The sequence below is a fragment of the Microcoleus sp. MON1_C5 genome (assembly GCF_036701875.1).
In the GTDB taxonomy this organism is placed as follows: domain Bacteria; phylum Cyanobacteriota; class Cyanobacteriia; order Cyanobacteriales; family Microcoleaceae; genus Microcoleus.
In genome coordinates, this window is record NZ_JAUBRN010000034.1 from 44814 (window position 1) to 68307 (window position 23494).

Sequence of the window (23494 nt, forward strand, 5' to 3'; positions counted from 1 at the left end):
CGAAGGCAGAAGGAACAGGGAAGAAGCAAGAGGTAAGAAGGAACAGGCAACAGGGAAGAATGTTTTAACTTTTAACTTGTATAGCAACCGCCCGGACGGTTAGGACGTTCTTAATTGCACTTTCCCCATCCGGTCAATTTCTTCCTTCTCTCCTAGATAACAACTAAAGCCTTCTTCCTTCTTCCTTCTGCTATAACTTTCTATTTGGTAGCTTCGTTTCCCCGAACCGGATCTCGGCCCAATGCCCGATTCCTCGGCTTTGTTTTGCCCAATTCCCTTTAATTGTGTTCTTTCAGAATATTTTGCAGATAACTAGCCACTGCATCCGGCTGTTCCACCATTGCCAAATGGCCACAATCGGGAAGCTGAAGGACATTCTCGCCGCAACCTTGGAACATCCAGTGAAAGCTAGCCAAATGCAGCACGTATTTTGGTTCCATAATTTTGTCTTTAGTACCGGCAATAAAATAAACAGGCTGCTTGAGTTGGGAGACAATTTGTGGCAACAGGTGAATCTCCGGTTCTGTGGTGGAGTCCAACAAAGCCCCCAAAGCTGCCTCTGGATGAGCTCCCACGAAATCTATTAAGCGCTGCCGTCCCCAGGATCTGCCGATCGAGCGGGCTACAGAATCGCGGGCAAACAGGTAATCTGCTAACGGCAAGTGAGGCAGCCAGCCGGGACGCATTGTTACTAGCTGCTTGCCGACCGCTCGAAACCGCTCGAATTCTTCCTTAAGATAGATGCCGCCTCCTGCATTGATGCAGACCACCCCTTTAACGCGATCGGACAATTTGCTGGCTCCCCATAGAGCGATCGTACCGCCCAGAGAGTGTCCCACCAGCCAAGCAGAAGATATATCGAGTTTTTCGAGTAAAAGTTCCAAATCGCGAGCGTAAGCTGCGGGAGTGTAGCAGGAATTTAGCGGTTCGGAACATGGGCGATCGTCGCCGGGGTTCGATTGAGAATCGCCAAACCCCCGCAAATCATAGGTAAGGCACTGATAGTTTGATGCCAAGCGATCGGTCAAAGGTTGCCAGTAGTGGCGGCTTAACAGCCAGCCGTGGACAAATACCAGAACCGGGGAAGTTGCAGTCGGAGCCGTCAACTCGTAAGTGTGCCGAACCCCTAGGATGTCGATTGTTGCCATACTTTTATCCTACCCGCTCCATAAGACCTATGTAAACCTATGTATAGCCTTTCTCAGAAAGAGAGAGTACGCCGAAACCCTGTGTTCTCAAGCTTTTTCAGTGGAATTGTTTACCTCATCTACCCAAGAAGCGCTATAAGTAAGTCAAAAAGACTCAACTTTATCGATTTACCGCTTACTTCCTGCTGCAACGCGCGGTCTTAAGTTGACGCTACAAGATTTTTGTCCACTTCACTGGCAATTTTGGCCTAGCTTGCCCTTTTATCCGATCGCCCTAGAATAAATATTCCTTCAAACCAGCGTTCTATGTTTTTTGCAGTATTCAAATTTCTGTCTGCTGTACGATCGCAAGGGGGACATACATCAGCGAGATTTTTTAAGGGCATTTTGCGCCCATAATTTTCCCAACTTTAGCCGATTATAAAGTCGTAAACTATCGGGATATCAGTGTCAATTTAGACAAACACATATTTTTGTATGCTAGTTACCCATTAAATTAGTAACTCCCATATTCAACTATTAAAGCCGCACCAAAGTTGTGAAAATTTAAGAATTTTTCAAAAAATTAGCACTTACTTGTATATTGTTACTTTGCCATGATTTGGGGCTAGCAATACGTAATTTTATGGAGCGCATTTTTGCGGATATTTGCGACTGACTTTTGCGTGTAGTTGCGCGAGCTTATTTACTGCATTTATACGGTTATAAAATCGGGCTTTACGACTCACCACGCGCTGTTTGCGCTTCAAGTTAAAGTACGCCATCAAACTTAAAAAACTTGACAACATCGTTTCGGCGTGTCTCATGTTTATGAAAACCGCTATCTACACTCGTTTGTACGAACAATTTTGCCGAGCTTTTTATCCTATCTCACTGGACAACTTCTGCAAACTAATGTCTACTTATAGAAATCTAGTTATTTAGGGAGCATCGGCAGCTTGCCCTAAAATCGCTCGCCTAGCAATCTTTGTCGCACCCCCTCAGCGATTTTCTGACCCAGATACTCGGGAATTAAACTTTCATTGGGCCCCAACAAGTAGAGGATTAGGCGAGTTCGCCCCCGCCAAACCAGCAAATTAGCATTTACCACCAACAAATCCTCTTGCCAGATGGCATACATAACTTTGTAAAAAAGTCCAGGTTGATTATCTGCTTCAATCAGCAAAGCTGGCAAGTGGAAAACCGGATCGACGTAGAATTCAGTTGCTACATCTTCCAAACCCGCGTCTAAATTAAATTCCACCGCCAACATCTCTTCAACCTCAAAATGTCCCGCCAATGCCTCTCGAACGGCTCTACAGACGTTTTCTGCTGTTTTATCTGCCAGTACCTTGCCACCGCGAGATACGACCAATTTGATAAATACCAGCATGGGCGGGTAAATTTGACCGTACAGACTCAGACTGTGAATTGTCAGTCCGTAGGCGGCGAGCACTCCAAAAATATCGCTCAATAGAAAAGACTGGTTCCGGTAAGCAAAATGCAGGGCACTTTTGTTACCTTCGGCTCGGATTTCGATGACTGCTTGCCGAGTTTTGTAAAGCTGGTAAGCTAATTTGAGGTTTTGCAACTGGATTTCGCTGCTGACAAATTGCTCATAAAACTGCGGAAACGCTCGGTTAAAGCGCTTGAGAAGTTCTAGTGTAGATGGTTTTAAACCCGAAGCCATAATTGAGGAGAAGGTGCGGGAGATATACTAGGTATTGACTCTCCCATGCCTTATGGCAATGGGATTTTCGATTTGACGATTCGACTTAAATTGTCCCCGTCTTCTCACTAAAAGCAAAAGTCAAATCGGTCGGGGAACCGATCACAAGAATGTCACCGTTGCGTCATTCCAGTGGTATTTCCCACCAAGGGTATAAGTCCCGGCGCGATCGGCGGCACTCAAAAGAAGCACTTCCCAAAATGCCTCTGTCCTGGTTCGGCAACAAATTTTACCTTAAAAGCGGGTTGTCCGCGCACTGGCTAGCAGAACAGTTCTACGAAACTTGACAAGAATCAAGAATCAAAAAAGCGCAGACTCAATGTTGGACGACAAATCCCTGTTTTCGGCGTAAGATGAGTGTACCGTAAACTGTTCCTCAAGAGGCTACCGGCAATTCATCCCACGCCGATCGGAGTGGGTTTATCTGTCGGGTTCTCTTTCTCGTCGTCCAACTTCTACTACCTTAACCGCGCCTGCATGGGTTTTTGGAAAAACTTATTTAGTAGTTCTGAGTCTGCCTCTGTACCCCAAACACCGGAAATTGAGGAAGATGTGGCTGTTGGGTTAGGCGATCCGCTTTCCCCAACGTTTCGCAAACCCGCCAGCGGCAACGCTCGCATCTTTTTCAGTTGCGATCGGGACATTGACCTCTACGAACTCGAAGAACTTTGTAATGCAGTGGGTTGGTCCCGCCGTCCCCTGCGTAAAGTCAAAAAAGCTATTCAGCACAGCTTCCTAGTCGTCTCTATGTGGGAGATGCGGGGCAGCCAGCGACGGCTGGTGGGTTTCGCCAGAGCGACTTCAGACCATGCTTTTAATGCCACGCTTTGGGATGTGGTAGTTCATCCCGACTACCAGGGCAAAGGCATGGGCAAGGCGCTGATGAAATACATCATTAAAAAACTCCGCAGTGAAGATATCAGCAACATTACCTTATTTGCTGACCCTCAGGTGGTGGATTTTTACCGCAATTTGGGCTTTATGTCCGATCCAGAGGGGATTAAAGGTATGTTTTGGTATCCTGATTAGCTCACAGGTGCAGGTCGGCGTTGATTTGTTGAGGATATACAATACAATATTGACGCTGCCAACACCGAATGCACCTGTGCGCTGTGGTCAGTTAGGCTTTGATGTATCTCGGCACCAGCGCCGTTATGAAGTTGTGCAAGTATTGTCAGTCAATTTGAGATTTGAGACTGCGGCGTGAGACTTCGGCGAGCGCTCAGACCATCGGCGCTCAGTCGAAGGGCCAAGTCCCCGTCAGTCGAGTTGGCCTCAGTCGAAGGAACTATTTGAGATTTGAGATTTATTCCACAGATGAATCTGGGAGATTGAACTAGGATCTAAAATTGTGAGCAGCTCACGATGGCAGTCAGGGGCTGGTATCGGTTGTTGGGTGGGGTCAAACCGCACAACCTGAAAACAACTTCGCCTTAGCTGCATCGAGAGCTAAATATTTAAAAAAGCTTGACAAGCAAGCGGTTTTGTGTGTTAATGGTTAGAGGTTAGCTAACTATACCACCGGGATGTAGCGCAGTTTGGTAGCGCGCCTGCTTTGGGAGCAGGATGTCGCAGGTTCAAATCCTGTCATCCCGATCGCACAATGTTAAATAATAGATTGAAGCAGAACTGTCTCTGATGTTTACATTTCGTCAAAATGAAAACAAATTGAGGCAGTTTTTGCCGATCGTGTTAAGTCGCCAGTCTTTGCGTTAATGTGTTTCAGGATCGCTCCTGATGGAAAAAACATGAAATCATTAGTTCGTTTGGGCGCAATATTGGGAATTGTCGGCAGCACTCTGCTGGCCCCCTCCCCCATTGGTAAGATGTCTGCACTGGCGCTGCCGGAGCCGCAAATTTTGGAAAAATTGCGCTCGGTGCCAGTATTTACGATTACAGACGCTCAGGGTGCGCCCCTGATCGCTTCTGTTCCCAAGCAGGGTCAGGGTCAAACTGGTAATGCTTCCGTGGCGGGAATTTTCATCAGCCAGAAAGATGCTCAAGCTTTTGTCGATCAACTGAAAACCAGAAATCCTCAGTTGGCTGCCTCGGTGCGCGTGATGCCAGTATCCCTGGGCGAAATTTATCAGATCACTCAAGCAAATAAAGGCAAGCCGGAGGAAGTGCAATTTGCTTTCGTTCCGGCTCCGCAGCAGGTGCAGTCGGCTAAAACTGTACTTCAGCAGACTGGTCAACAAGTTAACGAGTTCAACGGTGTACCTCTGTTTTTGGCCAGAGGCGGTGCGGAAAATGGTTATTTGACGATTCAGCGGGGTCAGCAAGAGGTGATTCCCTTGTTTTTTAACAAGGAGGATTTACAGGGAATGGTCGATCGTTTTAAGCAGCAGCAGCCCAACGTGACAGCCACAATTAAGATTGAGGTGGTGAACTTGGAGAGCGTTTTGGAAGCTTTGCGTACTGAGAACGACCCGTTTTTGACCCAAATGATTTTGATTCCGTCGCGGGAGTCGCTGGAATTTGTGCGATCGCTCCAACCTGCTGGTGCGGGCCAAAATCCACAGGTTGCTCCGGCTCCAGCTCGGCCGGCTACTGCCTCTCCGACTCCAGCTCGGCCGGCTCCTGCTCCGAGTCAACCTCGACCGGCTCGCTAATAGTTAGTCAGCAGTCATTAGTCATTAGTTATCAGTCATTAATTAGTAGGTTGGGTTTCTCGACTCAGCCTACTAATTACCAATTACTAATTACTAATTACTCAGAAGTGTTGAATGATAGGAAAAGATTGCTAAAATTGGTCTAACAATGTATAATGGCAGAGTTATAAATTATTAATAATCAACTGAAATGCTATTTTCTAACTTCCCCAAAATTGTAAAACGGTATCTCGCCCATTTACCCAAAGATGATTATCCAGTTTTAGATAGCTTCACATTTGTCTCCTGCTGGCTAGGGTTTAGTTTTGACCAAAGTCTGGATACTATGCGTTCCCTATTTTCCCGTTTAAACAGTCGAGATATTTCCCTAGATATATCAACTTTTTCAAAGGCTAGTAAGCATAGAGATATTGATGTTTTTGTAAAAATCTTTGAAAGATTACAAGCCGATATAAAAGGTCAATTAATTAACAAAGATTGTCTCAGTTTCTTCCCTTTAGATTCAACGATAGTTACCTTGACAAGTAAATTACTATGGCAACAGGAATACCATCAAGTAAAATTATTTGCTGGAACGGACAATGAACGGGGAATAATTGATGGAGTACACATTCATTTTGGTCAAGGTCATGACAGTGAGCATGGAGATAAAACTATAGCAGCCACACCTCAAAATGGAGTAGCTGTAATGGATAGAGGTTTTTCTAGCTCTGAACGCGTTCAAGCATTAATGAAACAAGAAAATCAATATTTGGTACTACGAATTAAGAATAATTCTACTATCAACATGAAGGAGAATGGAACTTATGAAGTGTGGAGTGACCAACGAAAAGTTCAAGTAAGATTAGTGAGTTTTTCAGATTTAGAAACACGAACTGAATTTAGGTTTGTCACTAATTTACCTGAATCAGGAGAATTAGCATACACTAATGAAGAAATTGGAGAAATTTATCGCAGACGATGGCAGATTGAATTGCTGTGGAAATTCTTAAAGATGCATTTAAAATTGGCTCCTTTAATTACTAAAAATACTAATGGAATCAAGATACAAATCTATGCCTGTTTGATTTGTTATTCGTTGCTTCAGTCAGTTGAAATTCCTGATGAAATTGGAAATAAACTCTTAGACAAATTACGATATTTACAGGCTTTTATGTGTGAGAAAATCAGCTATATTCACTGGTTTAAGGAACTTGTTTTCAATTGCTGAAATCAGCATTTTATAGGATTCGTATGTCTATTTTCAGAATCCTATCAATAAGCGTTCAACACTTCTGCTAATTACTAATTACCCGTTAGCAATTGCGAATTACCCATTAACAATTACCGATTACTAAAAAGCCTTATGTTTGCTTCTGGTTTAGAGCTTTGGCAGTGGGTGAATCAAGCTAAGGCAGAGGCGATCGATTATGATATTCCTCTAGCAGAAATCGACTGGCTGCTGCAAGAGCTGGCTGGTTTGGATAGGTTGGCTCTGCGTTTGGAGTCGTTTAAAGATTTGCCAAAAATTGAATTAAAGTTGTCTTTATCTGAACTTGCTCAATTGTGGCAGCGGCGCTTGCAGGAACGGGTGCCGGTGCAGTATTTAACGGGAGTTGCACATTGGCGCCATTTTTCGCTGAAAGTAACGTCGGCGGTGCTAATTCCGCGTCCTGAAACGGAATTGCTGATCGATTTGGCTGTAGAAGCTGTTAAAAGCCGTTTAGAAGCAGAAAATATCAATCAAAAATTTACCCCCCCCAACCCCCCCTTAGTAAGGGGGGGAGAAGATTTAAACTTATCCGAGCTTCGGGGGGGAGAATTTGCCAAATCGCATTGGGTGGATTTGGGGACGGGCAGCGGGGCGATCGCGATCGGCTTGGCTTCTGCGTTGACAAATGCTACGGTTTATGCAGTAGATTGCAGTTCGGAAGCTTTGGCAGTTGCCCGACTGAATGCTGAGAATTTGGGTTTTGGATCGCGAATTAATTTTTATCAAGGTTTTTGGTGGGAACCGCTAGCATTTCTCAAAGGTCAAGTCAGCGGCATGGTGTCTAACCCGCCTTACATTCCCAGCAGCACGGTGCTGAGTCTGGAACCGGAGGTTGTCCGACACGAACCTCATCTGGCCTTAGACGGCGGTTTTGACGGGTTAGAGTGCATCCGGCATTTGGTAGAAACGGCTCCCGATTATTTAGAATCCGGGGGAGTTTGGTTGATTGAGATGATGGCGGGACAAGCTGAGGCGGTAGCTGATATGCTGCAAAGTCACGGGAGTTACGGTGAAGTTCAGATATTTTCTGATTTAGCAGGAATCGATCGGTTTGCCTTAGCCTACCGTCTTTAGGTTTCAAGAATATGCCAAAATTCTCAAATCTTAAATCTAAAATGGCATGACACAAGTTTCGATCGATGCCCTAGTTCAAGGGGCAATTTCTGGCAATCATATCGTCAGTTTTCCTACAGATACTGTACCCGCTTTGGCTGCGCGGCCCGATCGCTCGGAGTTGATTTTTGCAGCTAAACGTCGCAGTCAAGACAAACCGCTGATTTTGATGGCTGCATCGGCCCAGGCCTTGTGGCCCTACGTGCAGGGAAGTCCAGCAGAGTTAAAATTGTGGCAGCAAGTAGCCGAATCCTATTGGCCGGGGGCGTTAACTTTGGTGCTGCCGGCTTCGCCAAAAGTCCCGGCGGCGATGAATCCCATCGACCCAACTACAATCGGAGTACGAGTGCCTAACCTTCCCCTGGCCCTAAAGATTTTAGAGCAGACAGGCCCTTTGGCTACTACCAGTGCTAATTTATCCGGTCAGCCGCCTCTGGAGTCTGTGACAGAAATTGAGGCTCAGTTTCCCGAAGTCGTGACATTAGTTCCTTCTGAATTAACAGCGACAACAGCTTCGAGTTTGCCTTCCACTGTGGCTAAATGGAGTGGCAGCGATTGGGAAATCTTGCGACAAGGCACGATCGAGTTAGAATGCTAAAAGCTAAACTCCAAGGCAAAGCAATATGGCGCCGATCGGCTGGAGCGACTTTATATATTTAGGTATGGGACTGGGGCTGGGTTTGGGAAGCAGTTTGATTTGGCGTCTGCGGCAAAAAAGCTCGCAACAGCCCGAACCTGCGCCCAATGTAGCCCCACCTCCTCAAGAAATTCACTTAGAGAAGTTTGATGCCCTTTCTGACCAACTTAAGCAAACTCAATTGGCTTATCAGATGGCATCGGAGATGAGCCAATTTAAGGCGGGTTTTTTGGCTCGAACTTCTCACGAGTTGCGATCGCCCCTTAGCACTATGATTGGTACGCTGCAATTAATTCTCTCGGATTTGTGCGACGATCCTGCTGAGGAACGAGAGTTTGTCGAGCAAGCTCACGTCGCGGCACTCAAGCTGGTGAAATTGATAGATGAAATTATCTCTGTTGCTAAAACTGAACACGGCACTGAAAGGATGGAGATTGAGCCGATTCAGTTAGCTAAGGTTTTTGACGAGGTTGATGATTTAACTTACTTGCAAGCTGCTAATCGCGGCATTCGTTTGGAGATATTGCCGCCAGATCCGGGGATTTATGTATTGGCAGATTTGCCGAGGTTTAGGCAAGTTTTAGTCAATTTGGTAGATACTGCTGTTGCTCAGATGGAGGAGGGGAGTATTTCTGTTTCTGCCCATACTTCGCCGGAATCTGGATACGTTCACATTTGGGTGGACGATCAGCGTTCAGTGAGTGCTTGGAGCGAGTCTTGGGATTTGCTGAAGCACGATTTGGAGTGTGATGTTACCAAGAGCAGCGATAATTCTCAGGTGTCTTCTGGAATGAGGTTATTGATGAATCAGACTCTTTTAAGTTTGATGAGCGGAAAGTTGGAGGTTCTGGCTGTGCCTTCTGAGTCCGAAGAGTGCAATTTTAACCGGACTCAGTGTTCTATTCCTTTGGCAACTTTGTGATGGAGGAAGTTCGGCCACGAGCATCTCACTTTTTCACCCAAGCTAGAAATGGGAGACAGGAGTCAGGAGTCAGGAGGCAGGAGGAAAGATGAAGAAGGAAGGAGCCAGAAGAAAGGTTTTTACAAATATGAGATGCTCCTGTTCGGCCACGAGCAATTTACGGGATGTAACTGAGATATTGCACCATTGTAAGCAACAGGCAAGATGCCTGTTGCACAAGAGAGGAATTTTATTGTGCAACAGGCCCGAAAGCGCAACAGGCAAGATGCCTGTTCCACAAGAGATGAATTTTATTGTGGAACAGGCATCTTGCCTGTTCATAAAAGGCTATGGAGAATGGTGCAACATATGAAAGGTAACGGAGGTGGGGAAGAGGGCAAAGGATTTAACAGATTTAACGGAGGTGGGGAAGAGGTTCGAGGGAATATGAAACAAGGAAATTATTTATCAGAAAATTGGGTTGAAAACCCCGTCCTTTTAGGACGGCTTTGTTCTATAGTGTAAGAGTCTACAGGCTCAAGACACGTTGAAATAGCTACGGTGAGAAGCGTACCTAGACAGCTCGGAGGGGCACTGTTTGACTACATCCCTGAAGACAAAAGAATTGAATCGCAAAAAGTCGCCACAGGGCATTGGGAGACTTAAAACGGACAAGGAGGGAAGGTAAGACTACTTCGGTAGCGCATCCCAATGAACTGTCAAGGAATCCTCTCACTTTTAGGGAGAGGAGGTATGTCAAAGGGAGTAAGGTGCGCCCTTACGCACCCTACATATTATAGATTTTGGTGCCAATCTGGTGATTATTTAACAATTAGCAGTTAGCAATTCGCCGTTGCTAATTTCTAATTCGAGATTCTCTTCTAGAAGCTGATTTTCAAGAACCATGGTGGTGCTAGCGTTTTGCTGAAAACCGATGCGCTCGTAGAAGCTTTGTTTGTAAGTTGTCATCAGGTAAACTCGCTCTACTCGGCACATCCGAGGGTGACTCAAGACGGTTTGCACTAATTTACGGCCGAGTCCTGCACCTTGGTAATCCGGGTGAATGGCGACATCCCAGATGGTAGCTCGATAGATCCCGTCTGAGGTGGCTCTGGCAAAGCCGATCGCGCGTGAGCCATCCCAAACTGTAACAACTGGTTCGCTGTTGGCGATCGCAATTTCCCAATCTTCTATCTTGCGTTCCCTCGCCCAAAAGGCGGCGGCTTTAAATAGTTCTTGGATCTGTGCGATGTCTGCGCGATCGCGACCTATACAAAATTGAATGTGACTGGAATCCCTAGTCGTTGATGTCATGCTCAATCTTCCTTCAAGTTGTATCTAAACTTTGTTACTTTTACTGTCTTAGCGGGTATAGTTGATTTTGCTTGGGAACAATCAATGATTTAATTCCCCATTTACAAAACTATTTTTATTCAGACATATTTCCTAACTAATTTCGGTGATTATTAATACTTTTTGGGGTAAATCTTGTAAAAAAGTTTTTGACTCAAAATTCCCAACTTATAATTCCTACCATTTGAGATTTGAGAGTTGAGATTTTAGATGCGAATGACTGATTTGGTATGGGTTTACAGTTCGCTTACAGAGAAACCAATTTTTTTGTGGTTACAGCCCACCGCACTGACAAAAAACCCGGTTTCTGAAATTCTTAATGCGTAACTGAGAGCTTAATATATGCCGTAATGGCTCAAAAATCATCTATCGATCGAGAGATGTGTTGACTCCACGGGAACACCCGAAGATTGTGCTGTGGAGTCAATTCTTTAATCTCTAATCTCAAATCAAGTGATATCAAATCCGTTAGCATCGGAATAGTAAATTCGAGTTCACGGTTGACGGTTGACGGTTGACAGTGAACAGTCAAGCGTCAACCGTCAACCGTCAACATCATTCCGGTGTAACCGGAAATGATATGAATCAGTTTTTCAGCCAGCGGGCGGCGTCTTTGGCGTGATAAGTCAAAATCAAATCAGTACCAGCACGCTTGAATCCTGTCAAAGTTTCCATCACTACTCTTTCTTCATCTATCCAACCGTTGAGGGCGGCGGCTTTCACCATCGCATATTCCCCAGAAACGTTGTAAGCAGCAACTGGTAGGTTAGTTGCTTCCTTCACGCGCCAGATGATGTCCATATAAGCTAAAGCGGGTTTAACCATGAGCAGATCTGCGCCTTCGGCAATGTCGAGAGCAATTTCTTTAAGAGCTTCGCGGCCGTTTCCGGGGTCCATTTGATAGGTGCGCCGATCGCCAAATTGCGGAGCAGAATCGGCAGCATCCCGGAACGGGCCATAATAAGCTGAGGCGTATTTTGCCGCGTAAGACATGATGGGAATATCTTCAAATCCAGCGGAGTCCAGTCCTTGGCGAATTGCTCCGACAAAACCGTCCATCATTCCCGAAGGCGCGATAATATCTGCACCAGCTTTAGCTTGAGCAATTGCGGTTTTCTTCAGCAATTCTAGGGTGGGATCGTTCAAGACGCGGCCGCTTAAATCTCCGACTTGCAAATAGCCGCAGTGACCGTGACTGGTATATTCGCACAGACAAGTATCGACGATGACGATTAAATCTGGTACGGCTTTTTTAACTGCTTCCGTCGCTTGTTGGACGATGCCGCAGTCGTGCCAAGCACCTGTCGCGTCTGTGTCTTTATCTGCGGGAATGCCGAATAAAATAATAGCGGGAATGCCGAGGTCGTAGACTTCTTTTGCTTCTTCTACTATTTTGTCTACCGATAGCTGGTAAACTCCCGGCATCGATGTGACTTCTTTAGCAAAAGCTTCCCCCGGTACCGCAAATAGGGGGTAAATTAAATCGCTCGTTGTCAAGATATTTTCGCGTACCATCCGGCGGAGTTGGGGATGGTTGCGGAGGCGGCGGGGGCGGTGAGTTGGAAACATAATGTTTTTTTTACGGTAGATAAAGCCCTGTTTTTGAGGACTCGCGGCGTTTCTTTAAAAGTCTAGAGCTTATTGTTGGCCGATCGCCCTGTACTTAAGTAAAGTTCTGTAAAAGCCAGGATGTCGATTGTTTGTAGTAACTGAGATGTTGCACCATTCTCAATAACCATTTTATGGGCGGGCTAGAAGATCCCAACCCGTACTCCCCACAGGAAATTCAGTCTTTGTGGAACAGGCCCGAAAGCCGGCTCTTGAGAATGGTGCAAGAATTAAGTAGTAAGGAATGCAAGTCCTTTCTAGCTTTTCTCGTTTGCAGACTCAGGCGTAAATGTGGTTGGATCGGTTGGTACGGATATCTCGCTGGCTTCATACCTATAACCAGGCTGCCCAGAAGCGAGGATAGACTGTAAATTATAAATGTATCGAATAGTAACGGTCTTATGTACAAGCAACTAATTTCAAAGATGAAACCCCTTTTGAAACCACTATTCGCGATCGGTCTGGTACTGACGCTAGCCCTCGGTAACGCTGATGGAGCTCTGGCTGCCCGCAGCGGAGGACGCATCGGCGGCGGATCTTTTAGTGCTCCAGCGCGCAGTTACTCATCCCCGAGTCGCACTTACGCGCCGTCGGGAGGGGGTTACTACCCGGGCGGCGGCTTTGGCGGCGGTTTCGGTTTCCCGTTCTTGCTGCCGTTTTTTGGCTTTGGCGGCGGGTTTGGCGGCCTGTTCTCGATTTTGATTTTTATCTCGATCGCTAATTTCCTCGTCCAAAGCTTCCGCCGCGCCGGGGGCGGAACTGACGAACTCGGCAACAGCGCCCCCACTACTACCGTATCTGTCGCCCGCTTGCAAGTTGGTTTGCTAGCAGAGGCCCGCGGTTTGCAAGCCGAACTCGACGCCCTAGCACGCAAAGCGGATACCGATACAGCAGCAGGTCGCGCTCAAGTGCTGCAAGAATCTACTCTGGCGCTGCTGCGGCATCCTGAATACTGGGCTTACGCGGGCGCTGAATCTGTGCAAACTCGTTTGGAAGCAGCCGAAGCTAAGTTTAATCAATTTTCTTTGGCAGAACGCAGTAAATTTACTGAAGAAACGCTCTCGAATTATAACAATCAGCTCCGGCAAGCAGGGAGCAGCAATATCCTGCCAGGTTTGCAGGAAAATGGGGCGCTGGTTGCTTCGGATTTGAATTCAGAACCCGGGGAATTTATTGTGGTAACGGTGATTGTCGGTACTCAAGGTAAATTGCAATTGCCAGCAGTGAAAAACTCCGAAGATTTGCGCCAAGCTTTGCGCCAGATTGGGGGAGTATCGAGCGAGCAGTTGCTGGCGATTGAGGTGCTGTGGACTCCTCAAGCCAACGGGGACACTCTGACTGCTGACGATATGTTGGCCGGCTATCCTGATTTGCGATCGATTTAGTGAGCAAGACTGGGCGCGGAGTATTGTCTACCGCGCCCCCTCCCGCAGCAAAGCTGGGCGGGTGAACCCAATTGGTTTTGAGACGCGAATTTTACACGAGTTTTTTGAGGTCGATCGAGTTAAAGAAGATTGTTTAACAAATGCTAGTATTGAGAGATTATCATTCAGCCTGATTCATCTGCTATGGGCAAAGCCTGCCTGAGATGGGTTGTGCGAAGAAGTTAGGCAGGATAAAAAAAACTGTATTGAGCGAGGACTGCTTCGGAAGAAGTTGCGACCGCGCGCCATCTAAATTATATATGAAAGAAGAAGGGATCGAGAGCTAAAACTTATGGCCGACAGCAGCAGAAAAAAAGCACTTTTTATTTTGAGCCAGTTAAATAATGACGATATCAACTGGATCGTCCAAAAAGGCAAAAAGGAAGTTCTCGATCCGGGCGGGGTTTTGATCCATGAAGGGAGACAGATCGATGCGCTATACATTGTTTTGAATGGGAGTTTGAGCGTTTTGATCGAAGCTGAGCGGACTAGAGAACTCGCTAAAATAGCCAGCGGAGAACTGGTGGGAGAAGTCTCTTTCATTGACGCTCGCCCTCCTTTGGCAACGGTGAAGGCGATCGAAGAAACTCACTTGCTGGCAATTCCTAGGCGGCAGTTAGTAATCAAACTTCAAAACGATATGGGCTTCGCTTCCCGGTTTTATTATGGAATTTCACTGTGTCTGGCAGACAGAATGCGCGGTACGATCAGACATATAGAATACGGTCGCAATATTGAATTATATCAACCAGAATTTGAACGAGAGGATATCAATCCTAACGTCCTGGAAAATTTGGCGCTAGCGGAGGCTAAGTTTAATTGGCTGAGGGAAAATGTTAAAGCTTGAGGAATTTTAAGGCTTTTTTGAGCTGGGTGTGAAAACTTGCCCATTGATACGGTAATTGAGAGATGTACGATGTAACCTCTCCACTCAAAAAACCGATGTGCAAAACACAACACGGGCGGGTTGTACCGGAAATATCGAGCAATAACTGCCGGAACTATAAAAACCCGCCCCTTGGGTTTGCAGTTGCAATTTCGCGCGCTGAAACGCCACTACCAACCACACAATCTAGATAATGCCCGGGCCTTTACCGCGAGTGTCTGCATCCATTGTCAGTTTTCCTTCCTCGCCTTTTTTATCTTTCACTTCTGCGAGAATTCGAGCGCGTTCTGCGGCTTCAGCTTCCTCTTTTTCTCTCAAATCGCCCGGTTCGTTGATGTACATTTCCGGTTCGATCGCGTAATTGTTAACCAGACCTTCTTTGTCTACTGTATAACCATCTGTAGTGTGAATGCTTTCGTCATCGGTTTGGTCATCAGTCTTTGCAGCTTTCTGCTTTCCTTCGGTGGTTGTGTGCATGAAGTTAGCGCCTTCGCGTTCTTGCCGCGCTGCTGTCTCCGCAGGAGTAATGCCCCTGTCGTAGTGGGGGGCTTCCATATTAGCTTCGATTTCTTCGTCGGCGGGTGTTGCTTTGCTAATTTCTCTCTCGGGCGGTGTTGGTTGGCGATTAGTCATGATTTATTCCTGAGTTATCTTTTCAAAAAGGTCTTTGCGCTATGTTTAAATATTAGGCCCAAGCTAGCTCATTCACAAACTATCTTTGGTTATAGTTTGCGAAAAATTGCTGTGAGGGAAAATACCTTGATGGACTCTTCCTGAAGACTGATAAAATTCTGTTTTTATTTAAATTTTTACTATCGGCGACTATTTGGCATCTATCTAAAGATAGGGAAGTGGCCATTGCCGGTTGAGGATTGGGAATTGTACTAATGACTAATGATAGCAGTTTAGAACCAGAATTTTACGGTAGGCCAGTTCTCAAGCTCGATAGTCATCAGTCATTCCCAATTATTCAATCCTTTAATCTAAAATCGTGTGACTTTACGATTCTTTAAAGAAGCGGATGATTTCGCGGACGTGGTTGAGAAATTGTCCGTCATCGGTGAGTTGGGCGATCGCACTTTCTGCATCTCTTGCGAGTTTAGTGTGTTCTGCCTGATTTGTCGCTTGCAAAGATTGTAGAGATGCAGCTACATTAGTTAATTGCCTTCTGATAGCTTCCCGTTCCCGATTTTGGGCAGCCGCCCACGAATTCGGATCGTCTGAATTTAATTGATCGGTCAAATTTCTAACTGTAGATTCTAATTCTGCAAAGCGGCTGCGGAGTTCGACAATATCTTCGCGGGGGTACAAAAATTGGCTGCGGATAGTTGTCAGCCGCTGGGCTAAATACTGATAACCTCGGATAGCTGGACGCAATACAGTTAACAGCAGTGCAGCACCGGAACTGAGATAGCCAACAGCACTAATTCCGGTGGCGGCTAGGGCGTAAAGTGCGATCGCGCTAAACAGGTGAAGTGCGATCGCCGCAAAGAGCGATCGGCTAACTAATACAGTAACGTATTTGACTTGTTCCTGATCGACAGCAATGTTTTTTTTAGTCGATTCTGCGGCTTGCGCTAAAACTTCTTTAGCTTCAAAATGGATATTCCAGGGAACTGTAACTATCAGCAACAGCCATTCAAAAATAGCAATGGCAATTACCCAATCAATAAAACTGCCGGCGGAGACGTGCAGCCATTGCAGAATGGCAAAAACTAGCAGCAAAAATATGCCTGTGACGGCACCAAAACCTGCGAAAGTGTAATACATAGCGATGCCTTGGTGGAATGTTGTTTTGATTGTGGGTAGGTGATTTAGGTCTGGAGTAATAAACTGTGACAGTTAAGTGAGCGTCCTATTAATCCCGGTTCATTAGTTATGAGTAAAAGTGCAGATCAAGGGTTGCGATAAACCTGTTTTTTCCCACAAATACTTGCTCTCCCTCAATCGTGGAAGGTAGTTGAGATTTGGGGTAGCTTGTTTAGCTATGGATTCATAAGGTGTGACAGTTAAGAAATCGTCCTATTGAACCCAGTTTATTAGTGATTAGTAATACTCCGGGAGACAAGGGTTTCTAGACGCCTGGTTTGTTCCAGGAACATACACGGGCTTGAACCCATCCATAATAGACATCTCCAAAAAACAAACTATCGTTAAATTGCAAATATATTATAAGAGAGATTTATGTAAAAAGAATGAGTCAACTTCGCGAACACATAGAAAGACATCCCTCAGAAACTACTGGCCTATTGGATCTAAAGTATGACCAACTTATAGGGCTAATTACTCACGCAGAAAATCTGTATAACCAGCAGAAAAAAGTTCAAGATAATTATAAAATTCGCATCATCAAAGGCGGAGGTAGTCGCCCACCTAAATTAGAGATTGCCGCTCAAATTCTCCTGAGTTTGGTATATTTACACCATGTTCCCACATTTAAAATATTAGGAGTTCAATTTGGAGTCAGTGAGTCAGCAGCTAATTATATCTTTCACAAATGGATAAAAGTTTTTAGAGAACTGTTGCCTGCTTAGAGAGTTAGAGCAGGTAAAAAAAATGATTCGGAATGGCAATGGGTTTTTGAAATATTGAGTGAATTTGAGTAGATTGTAGATAGCTATGAGCAGCCAAGAGAAAGACTTACAGACTATAAAAAGCAGAAAAAATACTATTCAGGTAAGCAAAAAAAACCTACCTTAAAAAATCAAATAGTTGTAATGCCGAACGGGGAAAAATTGTTGATGTAGTAATGGGAGAAACTGGAAAAACGGCGGACATAAAAATTTGGCGTTCCCGACGAAAAGAATGGAATTCCGAACACAAATTTCAAGGGGACAAAGCTTATGTAGGGGAACTATTAATTGATACTCGTCACAAAAAAACTCTAAGTAAAGATATTACAGATGCTCAAAAAAAAGCCCATAAACAGAATGTTAAAAAAAAAACAATAATAGTAGAGCCTATGATTAGGTTGGCGAAGATTTAGTGTGCAGCAGAAAGATTTTGCTGAAAATCTGGCAATTACGAGCCAGTAATTCGGGTCGTATGTGGATTAATAAGATGGCGGATTGGTGCAATAGTTATATGTCAAAAAAAAATCGATATAAACCGGAAAAAATAGTAAGAATAATGTCATAAAAATGGGCATTTATGATTAATAATATAGTCTTTAAACCCTTATTTAACTGTTAGTTCTTTGTCCGAAGCTGGCTTCGAGCTTCGGACAAGAAACCAAGCGGGGAAAAGGTTTGGCAGTTATTGGAGATGTCTATTAATTGCCGTCGCAATTGATTTAATAAATCCTCAACATCTAAAAAACTGGTTTACTAAATGCTGCTACTGTCATCTATGAACTGAAATAAGACTTACGCAGGTCTAGGCTAGAAACTGGGTTTTTCGTAGATTTTTAGTTGAGAGACTAACAATTTTTCTAGGAAACCCGGTTTATGAGCGTAAGTCATGTGAAAATTATGCTTTTCACTTTACTCCTCAGAAACTATTATCAAAACCAAGGCCATTCTGCGATCGGATAAGATTTTTGAGATTCAGCTACTGTCGCGGTAATTTGCCGATTTGCTTCCCGCCGCTGAGCTAATCTCCACTGTCGCCGGCGCCAAAGTGCCAGACCAGTGAGCGACAACAATGTCGGTGTAAGTCCGATGAAAACGTAGAGAATTCGTGTTATCAACCCGCCAAAAGCACCGATATGTATCGGGAACCACGAAATTATAATCCGGAAAGCCGCATTTGTTGTAAAAGAATTTTCCACCCGCAAAGCTTCTCCGCTATACCGATCGAGATAGACGTAGCTGCTACCGTTGGGGTGGATGTCCCCGGTTAGTCTTTTACGCACTAGGAATGTCCCCTGCGGTTCGCGGGGAAAGGTAATGGAAAGGCTTTTACCCGAAGGTAATGCCAAGTCAGCTTTTTGTAAAACAATATCTGCTGCGATTGTCGGCGAATTCGCCACAATAGTTGATGTTAATTGTGGGGGTTTTGGCGTACCCGCGAGCGAGTAAACGGCGCTTTTAAACTGAGTTTCAAAAGTCATGGCTGTGCCGGTAGAGGCGATCGCGATCAAAAGCACACCCGATAAAATCCCCCCGACTTTGTGAATGTCGTAGTTCATTAGGTGAGGCAAGGAATGCCACCGGATCGCAAAGCCGGCCACCAGCTTTTTCCAACCAGGCCACAAAATGAGTCCAGTTAGACTCAGCAGCAGCAACAGCAATCCGCAGATACCAACAACCGTCTCGCCGGCTTTGCCTCCCAGAAGGCTGATGTGGAGCTCATAAATGAAACTCATTAAAGTCCGACCCCACTCCTGAGAGCCGAGAACAGATCCCGTGTAAGGATCGAGATAGATGAAGGTACGCCCGCCGTTATTTAACAGCATCTGCACTATATACACGCTATTTAAGGTGCGAGGCAGCTCCATGAAATTAAGCTGCCAATCGGGATAAGCTGAGCGGACTGTATCAACTACAAACTGTACAGATACTCGATCGCCCTGTGGGACAACTTGGAACATTTGGGGATTGAGGAAAGCGTTGATTTCTTTCCAAAAGATTAGCGAACTGCCAGTTAAGCAGACGATGGCTAGCAGTATTCCCACCGTCACACCTATATAGCGGTGCAAAACTAATGCGATCTGGCGCACTTTCATTTGTTTCACCAATTGATAACGTAGCGGACATTAAGGCTTCTGGCTCTAGCGGCAAACCTCTCGGAATTATTAAAACCGCCGGCACGTTGAATCCTGACTGGGAAATATTGACTGTCCAACAAGTTCTCAATACCAATGTTTAGCGTTCCCGGCCCAATCTCGATGCTGCTAATGTAATCCACCACCAGATAGTTGTCTATATCTGCGAGGTCAACTTTTTTATCAAAAGCCCGATCGCGATCGCCGATATATACTAATTGCAATCGGTTGCGCCATCCCGGGGTAGTTTGGTGTTGAATATAACTCGTCAGCTTCAGCGGTGAGATAATGCTGCTATTGAGAGGCAAATAATCTCCATCTTGGTTAACATCATCTTCACCTTCTTGCCAAGTTGCAGTTCCGCCGAGTTGCCATCCCCCTCCCGGCCGCCAGTCAAGAGTTCCCTCAACACCGTATATCCGTTGCGGCGCGCGGTTAATTCCGATTGGAAAACCGCGATTGTCTAAGAGGAAACTTTCACCCAATTTGGAGGTATTGTAAAAACCCGAAATAGACGCTTGCACTTGCTGCCAGTTGCCACGAACCCCGATTTCGTAGTTGTCAACTCTTACCGCTTCTAACTGTTTAAAATCGCCCTCAATTGAAAATCCGGCTGGCGGACGGCGCAGGAGATTGCCAAAATCTGGTATGCTAAAACCTTGGGCAAAGTTACCAAACACATTAAATGTGTCTGTGATTTTATAGACAGCACCGACATTAAAGACGGTGCTGTTAAAGTCCAAATCTCCGCCTTCAATATCTGCATTGGCTGGGAAGGTAGTGTAGTCGTCAACACTGAAGCCGATGCGCTGGTGGCGCAATCCACCGCTGACTAAAAAGTTATCGCTAATCTCCCATTGCAACTGAGCAAACAAACCTAGCTGGCTAAGGTCATAACGCGGAACCTCGACGCGTTCGTCAATTTTACGGTAAACTCGACCGCCGCTTTCATCGTAAGCCACAGGATCGAAAATATCTTGCACAATGGTGTTGTATTCGTTGTTGTAATCAACTCCCCACAGTAAATTAGCTGCTGTAAATACAGGAGTCTCAATCTGCAAGCGACCGCCCCAATTTTGATGTTCTACCTGTCCAAAAGCAATATTTTGGAAAAAAGCATCTCGAAAATCGGTAGGAAAAAAGTTTAGAGAGTTGGATCGATAGTAAGCTTGAGCCTGAAGCTGGCTGCCAAAAATCCGATCGTTAGTGTAGGTCAAGTTAAAGAGAGTATTTATATCTCTTGGGGGGTTAGAGTCAATAATTTCCAGTTCTCCTACTCTCAAAGCGCGGGCTTTTTCTGTTCCGGCCGGGCGGGTATTGACGCTTAAATCGTTAATATACTCGTTATCGACTTGGGTAGAACGGTAGTGATTGAATGTTAGTTGCAAGCGCTGTTGAGAATCTAGGTTTACTCCTGCCTTAGCTAATACATTGAAGGTAGCGCTTTGATCTAAGGGGCGATTGTTAAAAATGCGATCGCCTTCAGCATCATAAAAAGTGCCGGTGCTTTCTCGCGAGAAGGAAAAGGCGTAGTTGTAAGCGCCCTCTGTACCGGATAGGGAATGCGCGATGTAGTTGCCAAAACTGCCGCTTTCTAGGAAGCGTCGGTTGCCGGCTGCTGCTGTCAGACCTACTTCTGACCGTTGAGACAGCCTAGTTTCGCTTGGCCGACGCGTAATAATGTTGATCGTCCCGCCTGTGGCTTGACTTCCGTAGATCGCATTGGGGCCGCGAACCACCTCAATTCGCTCGATCGCATCGGGAGCAATGGTTTGCAGCGCACGACCTTGAGTATTTGGGCTTATGGGTACGCCGTCAACTAAGAAAGAAATATTGCGACCGCGCAAGTTTTGCCCTCCTTGAGATCGAGATTGAGTCGCAGCTCCTAAGCCTGGAACCTCCCGACCGATAATATCTTGCAAGTTCCGCGACAAGGAAGTTTGTTGCTCGAGCTCCGAACGGGTAATTACTGTCACCGATCGCGGTATATTTTGTATAACTTCTGCGGTGCGCGTGGCGGTAACGACGATTTCAATTGGGTCAAAATTTCCAGGAGTTACGCTGAGAACTAAACCCCGATCGCTTTTTATTACTTGTGCGGGTGGTGCTGCATTCTGTCCGGTGACGGTGACTCGGATCCGCGAACCTTCAAGCTGAGTTACTGTCACCTCAGCAATTCCTCGATCGGGATTTTGAACGCGAAATTCCTCACCCGACGGTAAAGCTAGTTGAGCATTTTCGATGTCGGCGATCGCGCTGTTGCCTTCTGTTCTGGTAATAGCTTGCAGTAATTGACCCGCTTCTGTTTCTAAGATGACTTCCAAACCACCCCCAGTAGGGTTAAGCTTTACACCTGTTACTTGTACGACTGATTGAGAGATTCGCACAGCATCAGAAACAATAAAACTTGACGGCGATTGCTGAAGTAATCCCTCAACACTGGTGCTAGGACGATCGATGTCGTTGAGTTTTGGTATGTCTGTTATTGGTTCAATATCAGGATTAGGAGAAGCGCGATTACTATTAGATATCTCCAATAAACCTTGTGAACGAGGCATCCTGCCTGCTTTTGAGGAGATTTTTTGGATATTTCTCTTGTATTCTGAAGCCACAGTCAAGTCAGAATTGAGTTTTTGGACTTGATTTTCTACAGATACCTTGACTTCTAATTCCTCGCTTTGGGATGAGGGCTTTTCTGCAATCAATTTTTGGGACGGGATGACAGAAGGGCTCGCCCACCATTGAGTGCGATCGTTCTCTTTTGAGGGATTTTCTGAACTCGGATCGGGGGCAATCGCGGGTGCAGGTTCAGCAGAGTCGGAGTTAGCGCCCTCAGAGAAACTCCTTGACCCTACTGCTGCTACTGGCATGATACCAACGCTCAGCAGTGCTACACATAAAAAAGGTACACGCAGTTTCATTTTCATTCACACCCCACATTTAAAAACTTGAGCTGATACACCATCTGTAAGAGTGAATGCACCGATAGAACAGCACTCCCGACTCCTACTCTGCTGAAAATCTACCTCAGCAAACACGAAAACTAAGCCTGTCAGTAACAGGCGCAGCTATCTGTGGTCGCAGTTTGAATCAAGTTTTTTGACACGAGCGACGAGACACTTGGCTCGCGGTCAACAACCCAGTGATTTATTACTAATTATTTTAAGTAGCCTCATCAAAATAAAATAAGGCTGCTGCTAATATCAAGCAATAAGTCAAATTTACTTAGTGCTAATTTTTATCATGTTTTATCAAGCTGCACGCTGGTTTATGCTGGCGATTTTGGGGGCACTGCCGTCTGCGTGAGTCACTCCAAGCTGCGAATACCCTAAAATTGGTCGATTGACTGCATCGTTCCGCTTTGGGTACTGTCAGGCCACTTATGACTATTGAGGGATTACTTCAAAAATAATTATCCATTACTATTTGCAAAATCAATATTTTAGACTTACAGTTTAAAAGCTAATCAAGAAATAATATTAATAAGTTCTAGCAGTAGCTAAAGAATAACCTTTTGAGAGAAGATCGCGGTCATCAGCTTGGTGCAAAACTCAAGGTTTTCGGGTTGCAATGAGTGCAAAAAGTAGAATGGCTCAACTTTTCAAGGACTTTCGAGAAATCTCTAGAAACAGTTCGATAGGTGTAGATTTGTTGCGCTACAGGTGTCTGCACCAGCCTGACCAACTAGCTTTTACCTTTCTCAAAGACGGAGAAACAGAAAGCGATCGCCTGACTTACAGCGAATTAGATGTCGCAGCCGAGCGATCGCAGCTCAACTTCAGGCTTTAGGTGCTAGCGGCAAACGCGCCTTATTGCTTTATCCGCCAGAACTAGACTATATTGCGGCTTTTTTCGGATGCTTGTACGCTGGGGCGATCGCAGTCCCAGATTACCCGCCCCGCAATCAACGCCACGCAGCCCGACTTCAAACGGCCGTATCAGTTGCAACCGATTCCCAAGCCGCGATCGGCCTCACCACAACAGCGATTTTGCCCCAAGTGCAATCCTTGCTGGCAGACAAAATCGGAGCTATACATTGGCTCACTACCGATACAATCCCCCCCGGAATCGAAGACACTTGGCAAAAACCCTCAATTCACGCCGAAACCTTAGCATTTCTGCTTTGATGATGCGAATTTGAGAATTA

General features: G+C 45.5%; 22 protein-coding genes and 1 tRNA gene. 15 read left to right on the top strand and 8 right to left on the bottom strand.

Annotation, left to right across the window (positions count from 1 at the left end):
* Positions 1–278: 278 nt before the first annotated feature.
* Positions 279–1148, bottom strand: coding sequence for an alpha/beta hydrolase (locus QUA71_RS17560; RefSeq protein WP_333286868.1), 870 nt, complete (start codon positions 1146–1148; stop codon positions 279–281).
* A gap of 943 nt (positions 1149–2091) precedes the next feature.
* Positions 2092–2817, bottom strand: coding sequence for a hypothetical protein (locus QUA71_RS17565; RefSeq protein ID WP_006631881.1), 726 nt, complete (start codon positions 2815–2817; stop codon positions 2092–2094).
* A gap of 516 nt (positions 2818–3333) precedes the next feature.
* On the opposite strand from QUA71_RS17565, the gene QUA71_RS17570 reads away from it, so the two are divergent.
* The 8 genes from QUA71_RS17570 to QUA71_RS17605 all read left to right on the top strand — a co-directional run bounded on the left by QUA71_RS17570 (position 3334) and on the right by QUA71_RS17605 (position 9896).
* Positions 3334–3885: a GNAT family N-acetyltransferase gene (locus QUA71_RS17570; protein WP_190656386.1), complete on the top strand. Its 552-nt coding sequence runs from the start codon at positions 3334–3336 to the stop codon at positions 3883–3885.
* Positions 3886–4378: 493 nt separating this feature from the next.
* Positions 4379–4452: transfer RNA gene (locus QUA71_RS17575), tRNA-Pro, on the top strand.
* A 152-nt stretch (positions 4453–4604) separates the two neighbouring features.
* Positions 4605–5468, top strand: a complete 864-nt coding sequence (locus QUA71_RS17580) for a Tic22 family protein (protein ID WP_333286870.1) — start codon at positions 4605–4607, stop codon at positions 5466–5468.
* A gap of 190 nt (positions 5469–5658) precedes the next feature.
* Positions 5659–6678: an IS4 family transposase gene (locus QUA71_RS17585; RefSeq protein ID WP_333286872.1), complete on the top strand. Its 1020-nt coding sequence runs from the start codon at positions 5659–5661 to the stop codon at positions 6676–6678.
* A 135-nt stretch (positions 6679–6813) separates the two neighbouring features.
* The gene (locus QUA71_RS17590; RefSeq protein ID WP_333286873.1) at positions 6814–7794 is read left to right on the top strand and encodes a HemK/PrmC family methyltransferase; all 981 of its coding nucleotides are present in this window, start codon (positions 6814–6816) and stop codon (positions 7792–7794) included.
* 46 nt (positions 7795–7840) lie between these two features.
* Complete coding sequence (locus tag QUA71_RS17595; protein WP_333286875.1) at positions 7841–8431, top strand: L-threonylcarbamoyladenylate synthase; 591 nt, start codon at positions 7841–7843, stop codon at positions 8429–8431.
* Positions 8432–8456: 25 nt separating this feature from the next.
* Complete coding sequence (locus tag QUA71_RS17600; protein WP_190656316.1) at positions 8457–9392, top strand: sensor histidine kinase; 936 nt, start codon at positions 8457–8459, stop codon at positions 9390–9392.
* A gap of 204 nt (positions 9393–9596) precedes the next feature.
* A complete protein-coding gene (locus tag QUA71_RS17605; protein WP_333286877.1) occupies positions 9597–9896 on the top strand; it encodes a hypothetical protein in 300 nt (99 codons plus the stop codon).
* Between the two features lie 300 nt (positions 9897–10196).
* Here the strand turns inward: QUA71_RS17605 and QUA71_RS17610 are convergent, their stop codons facing one another.
* Both QUA71_RS17610 and hemB read right to left on the bottom strand, forming a co-directional pair.
* Positions 10197–10685, bottom strand: coding sequence for a GNAT family N-acetyltransferase (locus QUA71_RS17610; RefSeq protein ID WP_190656314.1), 489 nt, complete (start codon positions 10683–10685; stop codon positions 10197–10199).
* Between the two features lie 624 nt (positions 10686–11309).
* Positions 11310–12293, bottom strand: a complete 984-nt coding sequence (hemB, locus tag QUA71_RS17615; RefSeq protein WP_333286879.1) for a porphobilinogen synthase — start codon at positions 12291–12293, stop codon at positions 11310–11312.
* A gap of 440 nt (positions 12294–12733) precedes the next feature.
* Between hemB and QUA71_RS17620 the strand changes: the two genes are divergently transcribed.
* Together QUA71_RS17620 and QUA71_RS17625 are read left to right on the top strand one after the other, a co-directional pair.
* Entirely contained in the window at positions 12734–13717 is a 984-nt protein-coding gene (locus QUA71_RS17620) for a DUF1517 domain-containing protein (protein WP_190656309.1), read from the top strand.
* 331 nt (positions 13718–14048) lie between these two features.
* Complete coding sequence (locus QUA71_RS17625; RefSeq protein WP_333286882.1) at positions 14049–14603, top strand: cyclic nucleotide-binding domain-containing protein; 555 nt, start codon at positions 14049–14051, stop codon at positions 14601–14603.
* Between the two features lie 225 nt (positions 14604–14828).
* Here the strand turns inward: QUA71_RS17625 and QUA71_RS17630 are convergent, their stop codons facing one another.
* Both QUA71_RS17630 and QUA71_RS17635 read right to left on the bottom strand, forming a co-directional pair.
* Positions 14829–15275, bottom strand: a complete 447-nt coding sequence (locus QUA71_RS17630) for a hypothetical protein (RefSeq protein WP_190656303.1) — start codon at positions 15273–15275, stop codon at positions 14829–14831.
* A gap of 366 nt (positions 15276–15641) precedes the next feature.
* Entirely contained in the window at positions 15642–16412 is a 771-nt protein-coding gene (locus tag QUA71_RS17635; RefSeq protein ID WP_333286885.1) for a hypothetical protein, read from the bottom strand.
* A 425-nt stretch (positions 16413–16837) separates the two neighbouring features.
* On the opposite strand from QUA71_RS17635, the gene QUA71_RS17640 reads away from it, so the two are divergent.
* The 3 genes from QUA71_RS17640 (at position 16838) to QUA71_RS17650 (ending at position 17628) form a co-directional block, all read left to right on the top strand.
* On the top strand, positions 16838–17176 hold the full coding sequence (locus QUA71_RS17640; RefSeq protein ID WP_333286887.1) for a transposase family protein: 339 nt from the start codon (positions 16838–16840) through the stop codon (positions 17174–17176).
* A gap of 72 nt (positions 17177–17248) precedes the next feature.
* Positions 17249–17389 carry a transposase family protein gene (locus QUA71_RS17645; protein ID WP_333286911.1) on the top strand — a complete coding sequence of 47 codons (141 nt, stop codon included), beginning with the start codon at positions 17249–17251 and terminating at the stop codon, positions 17387–17389.
* A 2-nt stretch (positions 17390–17391) separates the two neighbouring features.
* Positions 17392–17628, top strand: a complete 237-nt coding sequence (locus QUA71_RS17650) for a hypothetical protein (protein ID WP_333286889.1) — start codon at positions 17392–17394, stop codon at positions 17626–17628.
* Between the two features lie 516 nt (positions 17629–18144).
* Here the strand turns inward: QUA71_RS17650 and QUA71_RS17655 are convergent.
* The gene (locus QUA71_RS17655) at positions 18145–19308 is read right to left on the bottom strand and encodes a PepSY-associated TM helix domain-containing protein (RefSeq protein ID WP_333286891.1); all 1164 of its coding nucleotides are present in this window, start codon (positions 19306–19308) and stop codon (positions 18145–18147) included.
* 5 nt (positions 19309–19313) lie between these two features.
* Positions 19314–22268, bottom strand: a complete 2955-nt coding sequence (locus QUA71_RS17660) for a TonB-dependent receptor domain-containing protein (RefSeq protein ID WP_333286893.1) — start codon at positions 22266–22268, stop codon at positions 19314–19316.
* A 667-nt stretch (positions 22269–22935) separates the two neighbouring features.
* Between QUA71_RS17660 and QUA71_RS17665 the strand changes: the two genes are divergently transcribed.
* Together QUA71_RS17665 and QUA71_RS17670 are read left to right on the top strand one after the other, a co-directional pair.
* A complete protein-coding gene (locus QUA71_RS17665; protein ID WP_333286895.1) occupies positions 22936–23136 on the top strand; it encodes a hypothetical protein in 201 nt (66 codons plus the stop codon).
* The gene (locus tag QUA71_RS17670; protein ID WP_333286913.1) at positions 23112–23474 is read left to right on the top strand and encodes a hypothetical protein; all 363 of its coding nucleotides are present in this window, start codon (positions 23112–23114) and stop codon (positions 23472–23474) included. Before QUA71_RS17665 ends, QUA71_RS17670 begins: the two co-directional genes overlap by 25 nt.
* Positions 23475–23494: the final 20 nt, after the last annotated feature.

Coding starts and splice junctions, on each gene's coding strand:
- QUA71_RS17560 (WP_333286868.1), bottom strand. CDS start 1,148: ATGGCAACAATCGACATCCTAGGGGTTCGGCACACTTACGAGTTGACG.
- QUA71_RS17565 (WP_006631881.1), bottom strand. CDS start 2,817: ATGGCTTCGGGTTTAAAACCATCTACACTAGAACTTCTCAAGCGCTTT.
- QUA71_RS17570 (WP_190656386.1), top strand. CDS start 3,334: ATGGGTTTTTGGAAAAACTTATTTAGTAGTTCTGAGTCTGCCTCTGTA.
- QUA71_RS17580 (WP_333286870.1), top strand. CDS start 4,605: ATGAAATCATTAGTTCGTTTGGGCGCAATATTGGGAATTGTCGGCAGC.
- QUA71_RS17585 (WP_333286872.1), top strand. CDS start 5,659: ATGCTATTTTCTAACTTCCCCAAAATTGTAAAACGGTATCTCGCCCAT.
- QUA71_RS17590 (WP_333286873.1), top strand. CDS start 6,814: ATGTTTGCTTCTGGTTTAGAGCTTTGGCAGTGGGTGAATCAAGCTAAG.
- QUA71_RS17595 (WP_333286875.1), top strand. CDS start 7,841: ATGACACAAGTTTCGATCGATGCCCTAGTTCAAGGGGCAATTTCTGGC.
- QUA71_RS17600 (WP_190656316.1), top strand. CDS start 8,457: ATGGCGCCGATCGGCTGGAGCGACTTTATATATTTAGGTATGGGACTG.
- QUA71_RS17605 (WP_333286877.1), top strand. CDS start 9,597: ATGCCTGTTGCACAAGAGAGGAATTTTATTGTGCAACAGGCCCGAAAG.
- QUA71_RS17610 (WP_190656314.1), bottom strand. CDS start 10,685: ATGACATCAACGACTAGGGATTCCAGTCACATTCAATTTTGTATAGGT.
- hemB (WP_333286879.1), bottom strand. CDS start 12,293: ATGTTTCCAACTCACCGCCCCCGCCGCCTCCGCAACCATCCCCAACTC.
- QUA71_RS17620 (WP_190656309.1), top strand. CDS start 12,734: ATGTACAAGCAACTAATTTCAAAGATGAAACCCCTTTTGAAACCACTA.
- QUA71_RS17625 (WP_333286882.1), top strand. CDS start 14,049: ATGGCCGACAGCAGCAGAAAAAAAGCACTTTTTATTTTGAGCCAGTTA.
- QUA71_RS17630 (WP_190656303.1), bottom strand. CDS start 15,275: ATGACTAATCGCCAACCAACACCGCCCGAGAGAGAAATTAGCAAAGCA.
- QUA71_RS17635 (WP_333286885.1), bottom strand. CDS start 16,412: ATGTATTACACTTTCGCAGGTTTTGGTGCCGTCACAGGCATATTTTTG.
- QUA71_RS17640 (WP_333286887.1), top strand. CDS start 16,838: ATGAGTCAACTTCGCGAACACATAGAAAGACATCCCTCAGAAACTACT.
- QUA71_RS17650 (WP_333286889.1), top strand. CDS start 17,392: ATGGGAGAAACTGGAAAAACGGCGGACATAAAAATTTGGCGTTCCCGA.
- QUA71_RS17655 (WP_333286891.1), bottom strand. CDS start 19,308: ATGAAAGTGCGCCAGATCGCATTAGTTTTGCACCGCTATATAGGTGTG.
- QUA71_RS17660 (WP_333286893.1), bottom strand. CDS start 22,268: ATGAAACTGCGTGTACCTTTTTTATGTGTAGCACTGCTGAGCGTTGGT.
- QUA71_RS17665 (WP_333286895.1), top strand. CDS start 22,936: ATGGCTCAACTTTTCAAGGACTTTCGAGAAATCTCTAGAAACAGTTCG.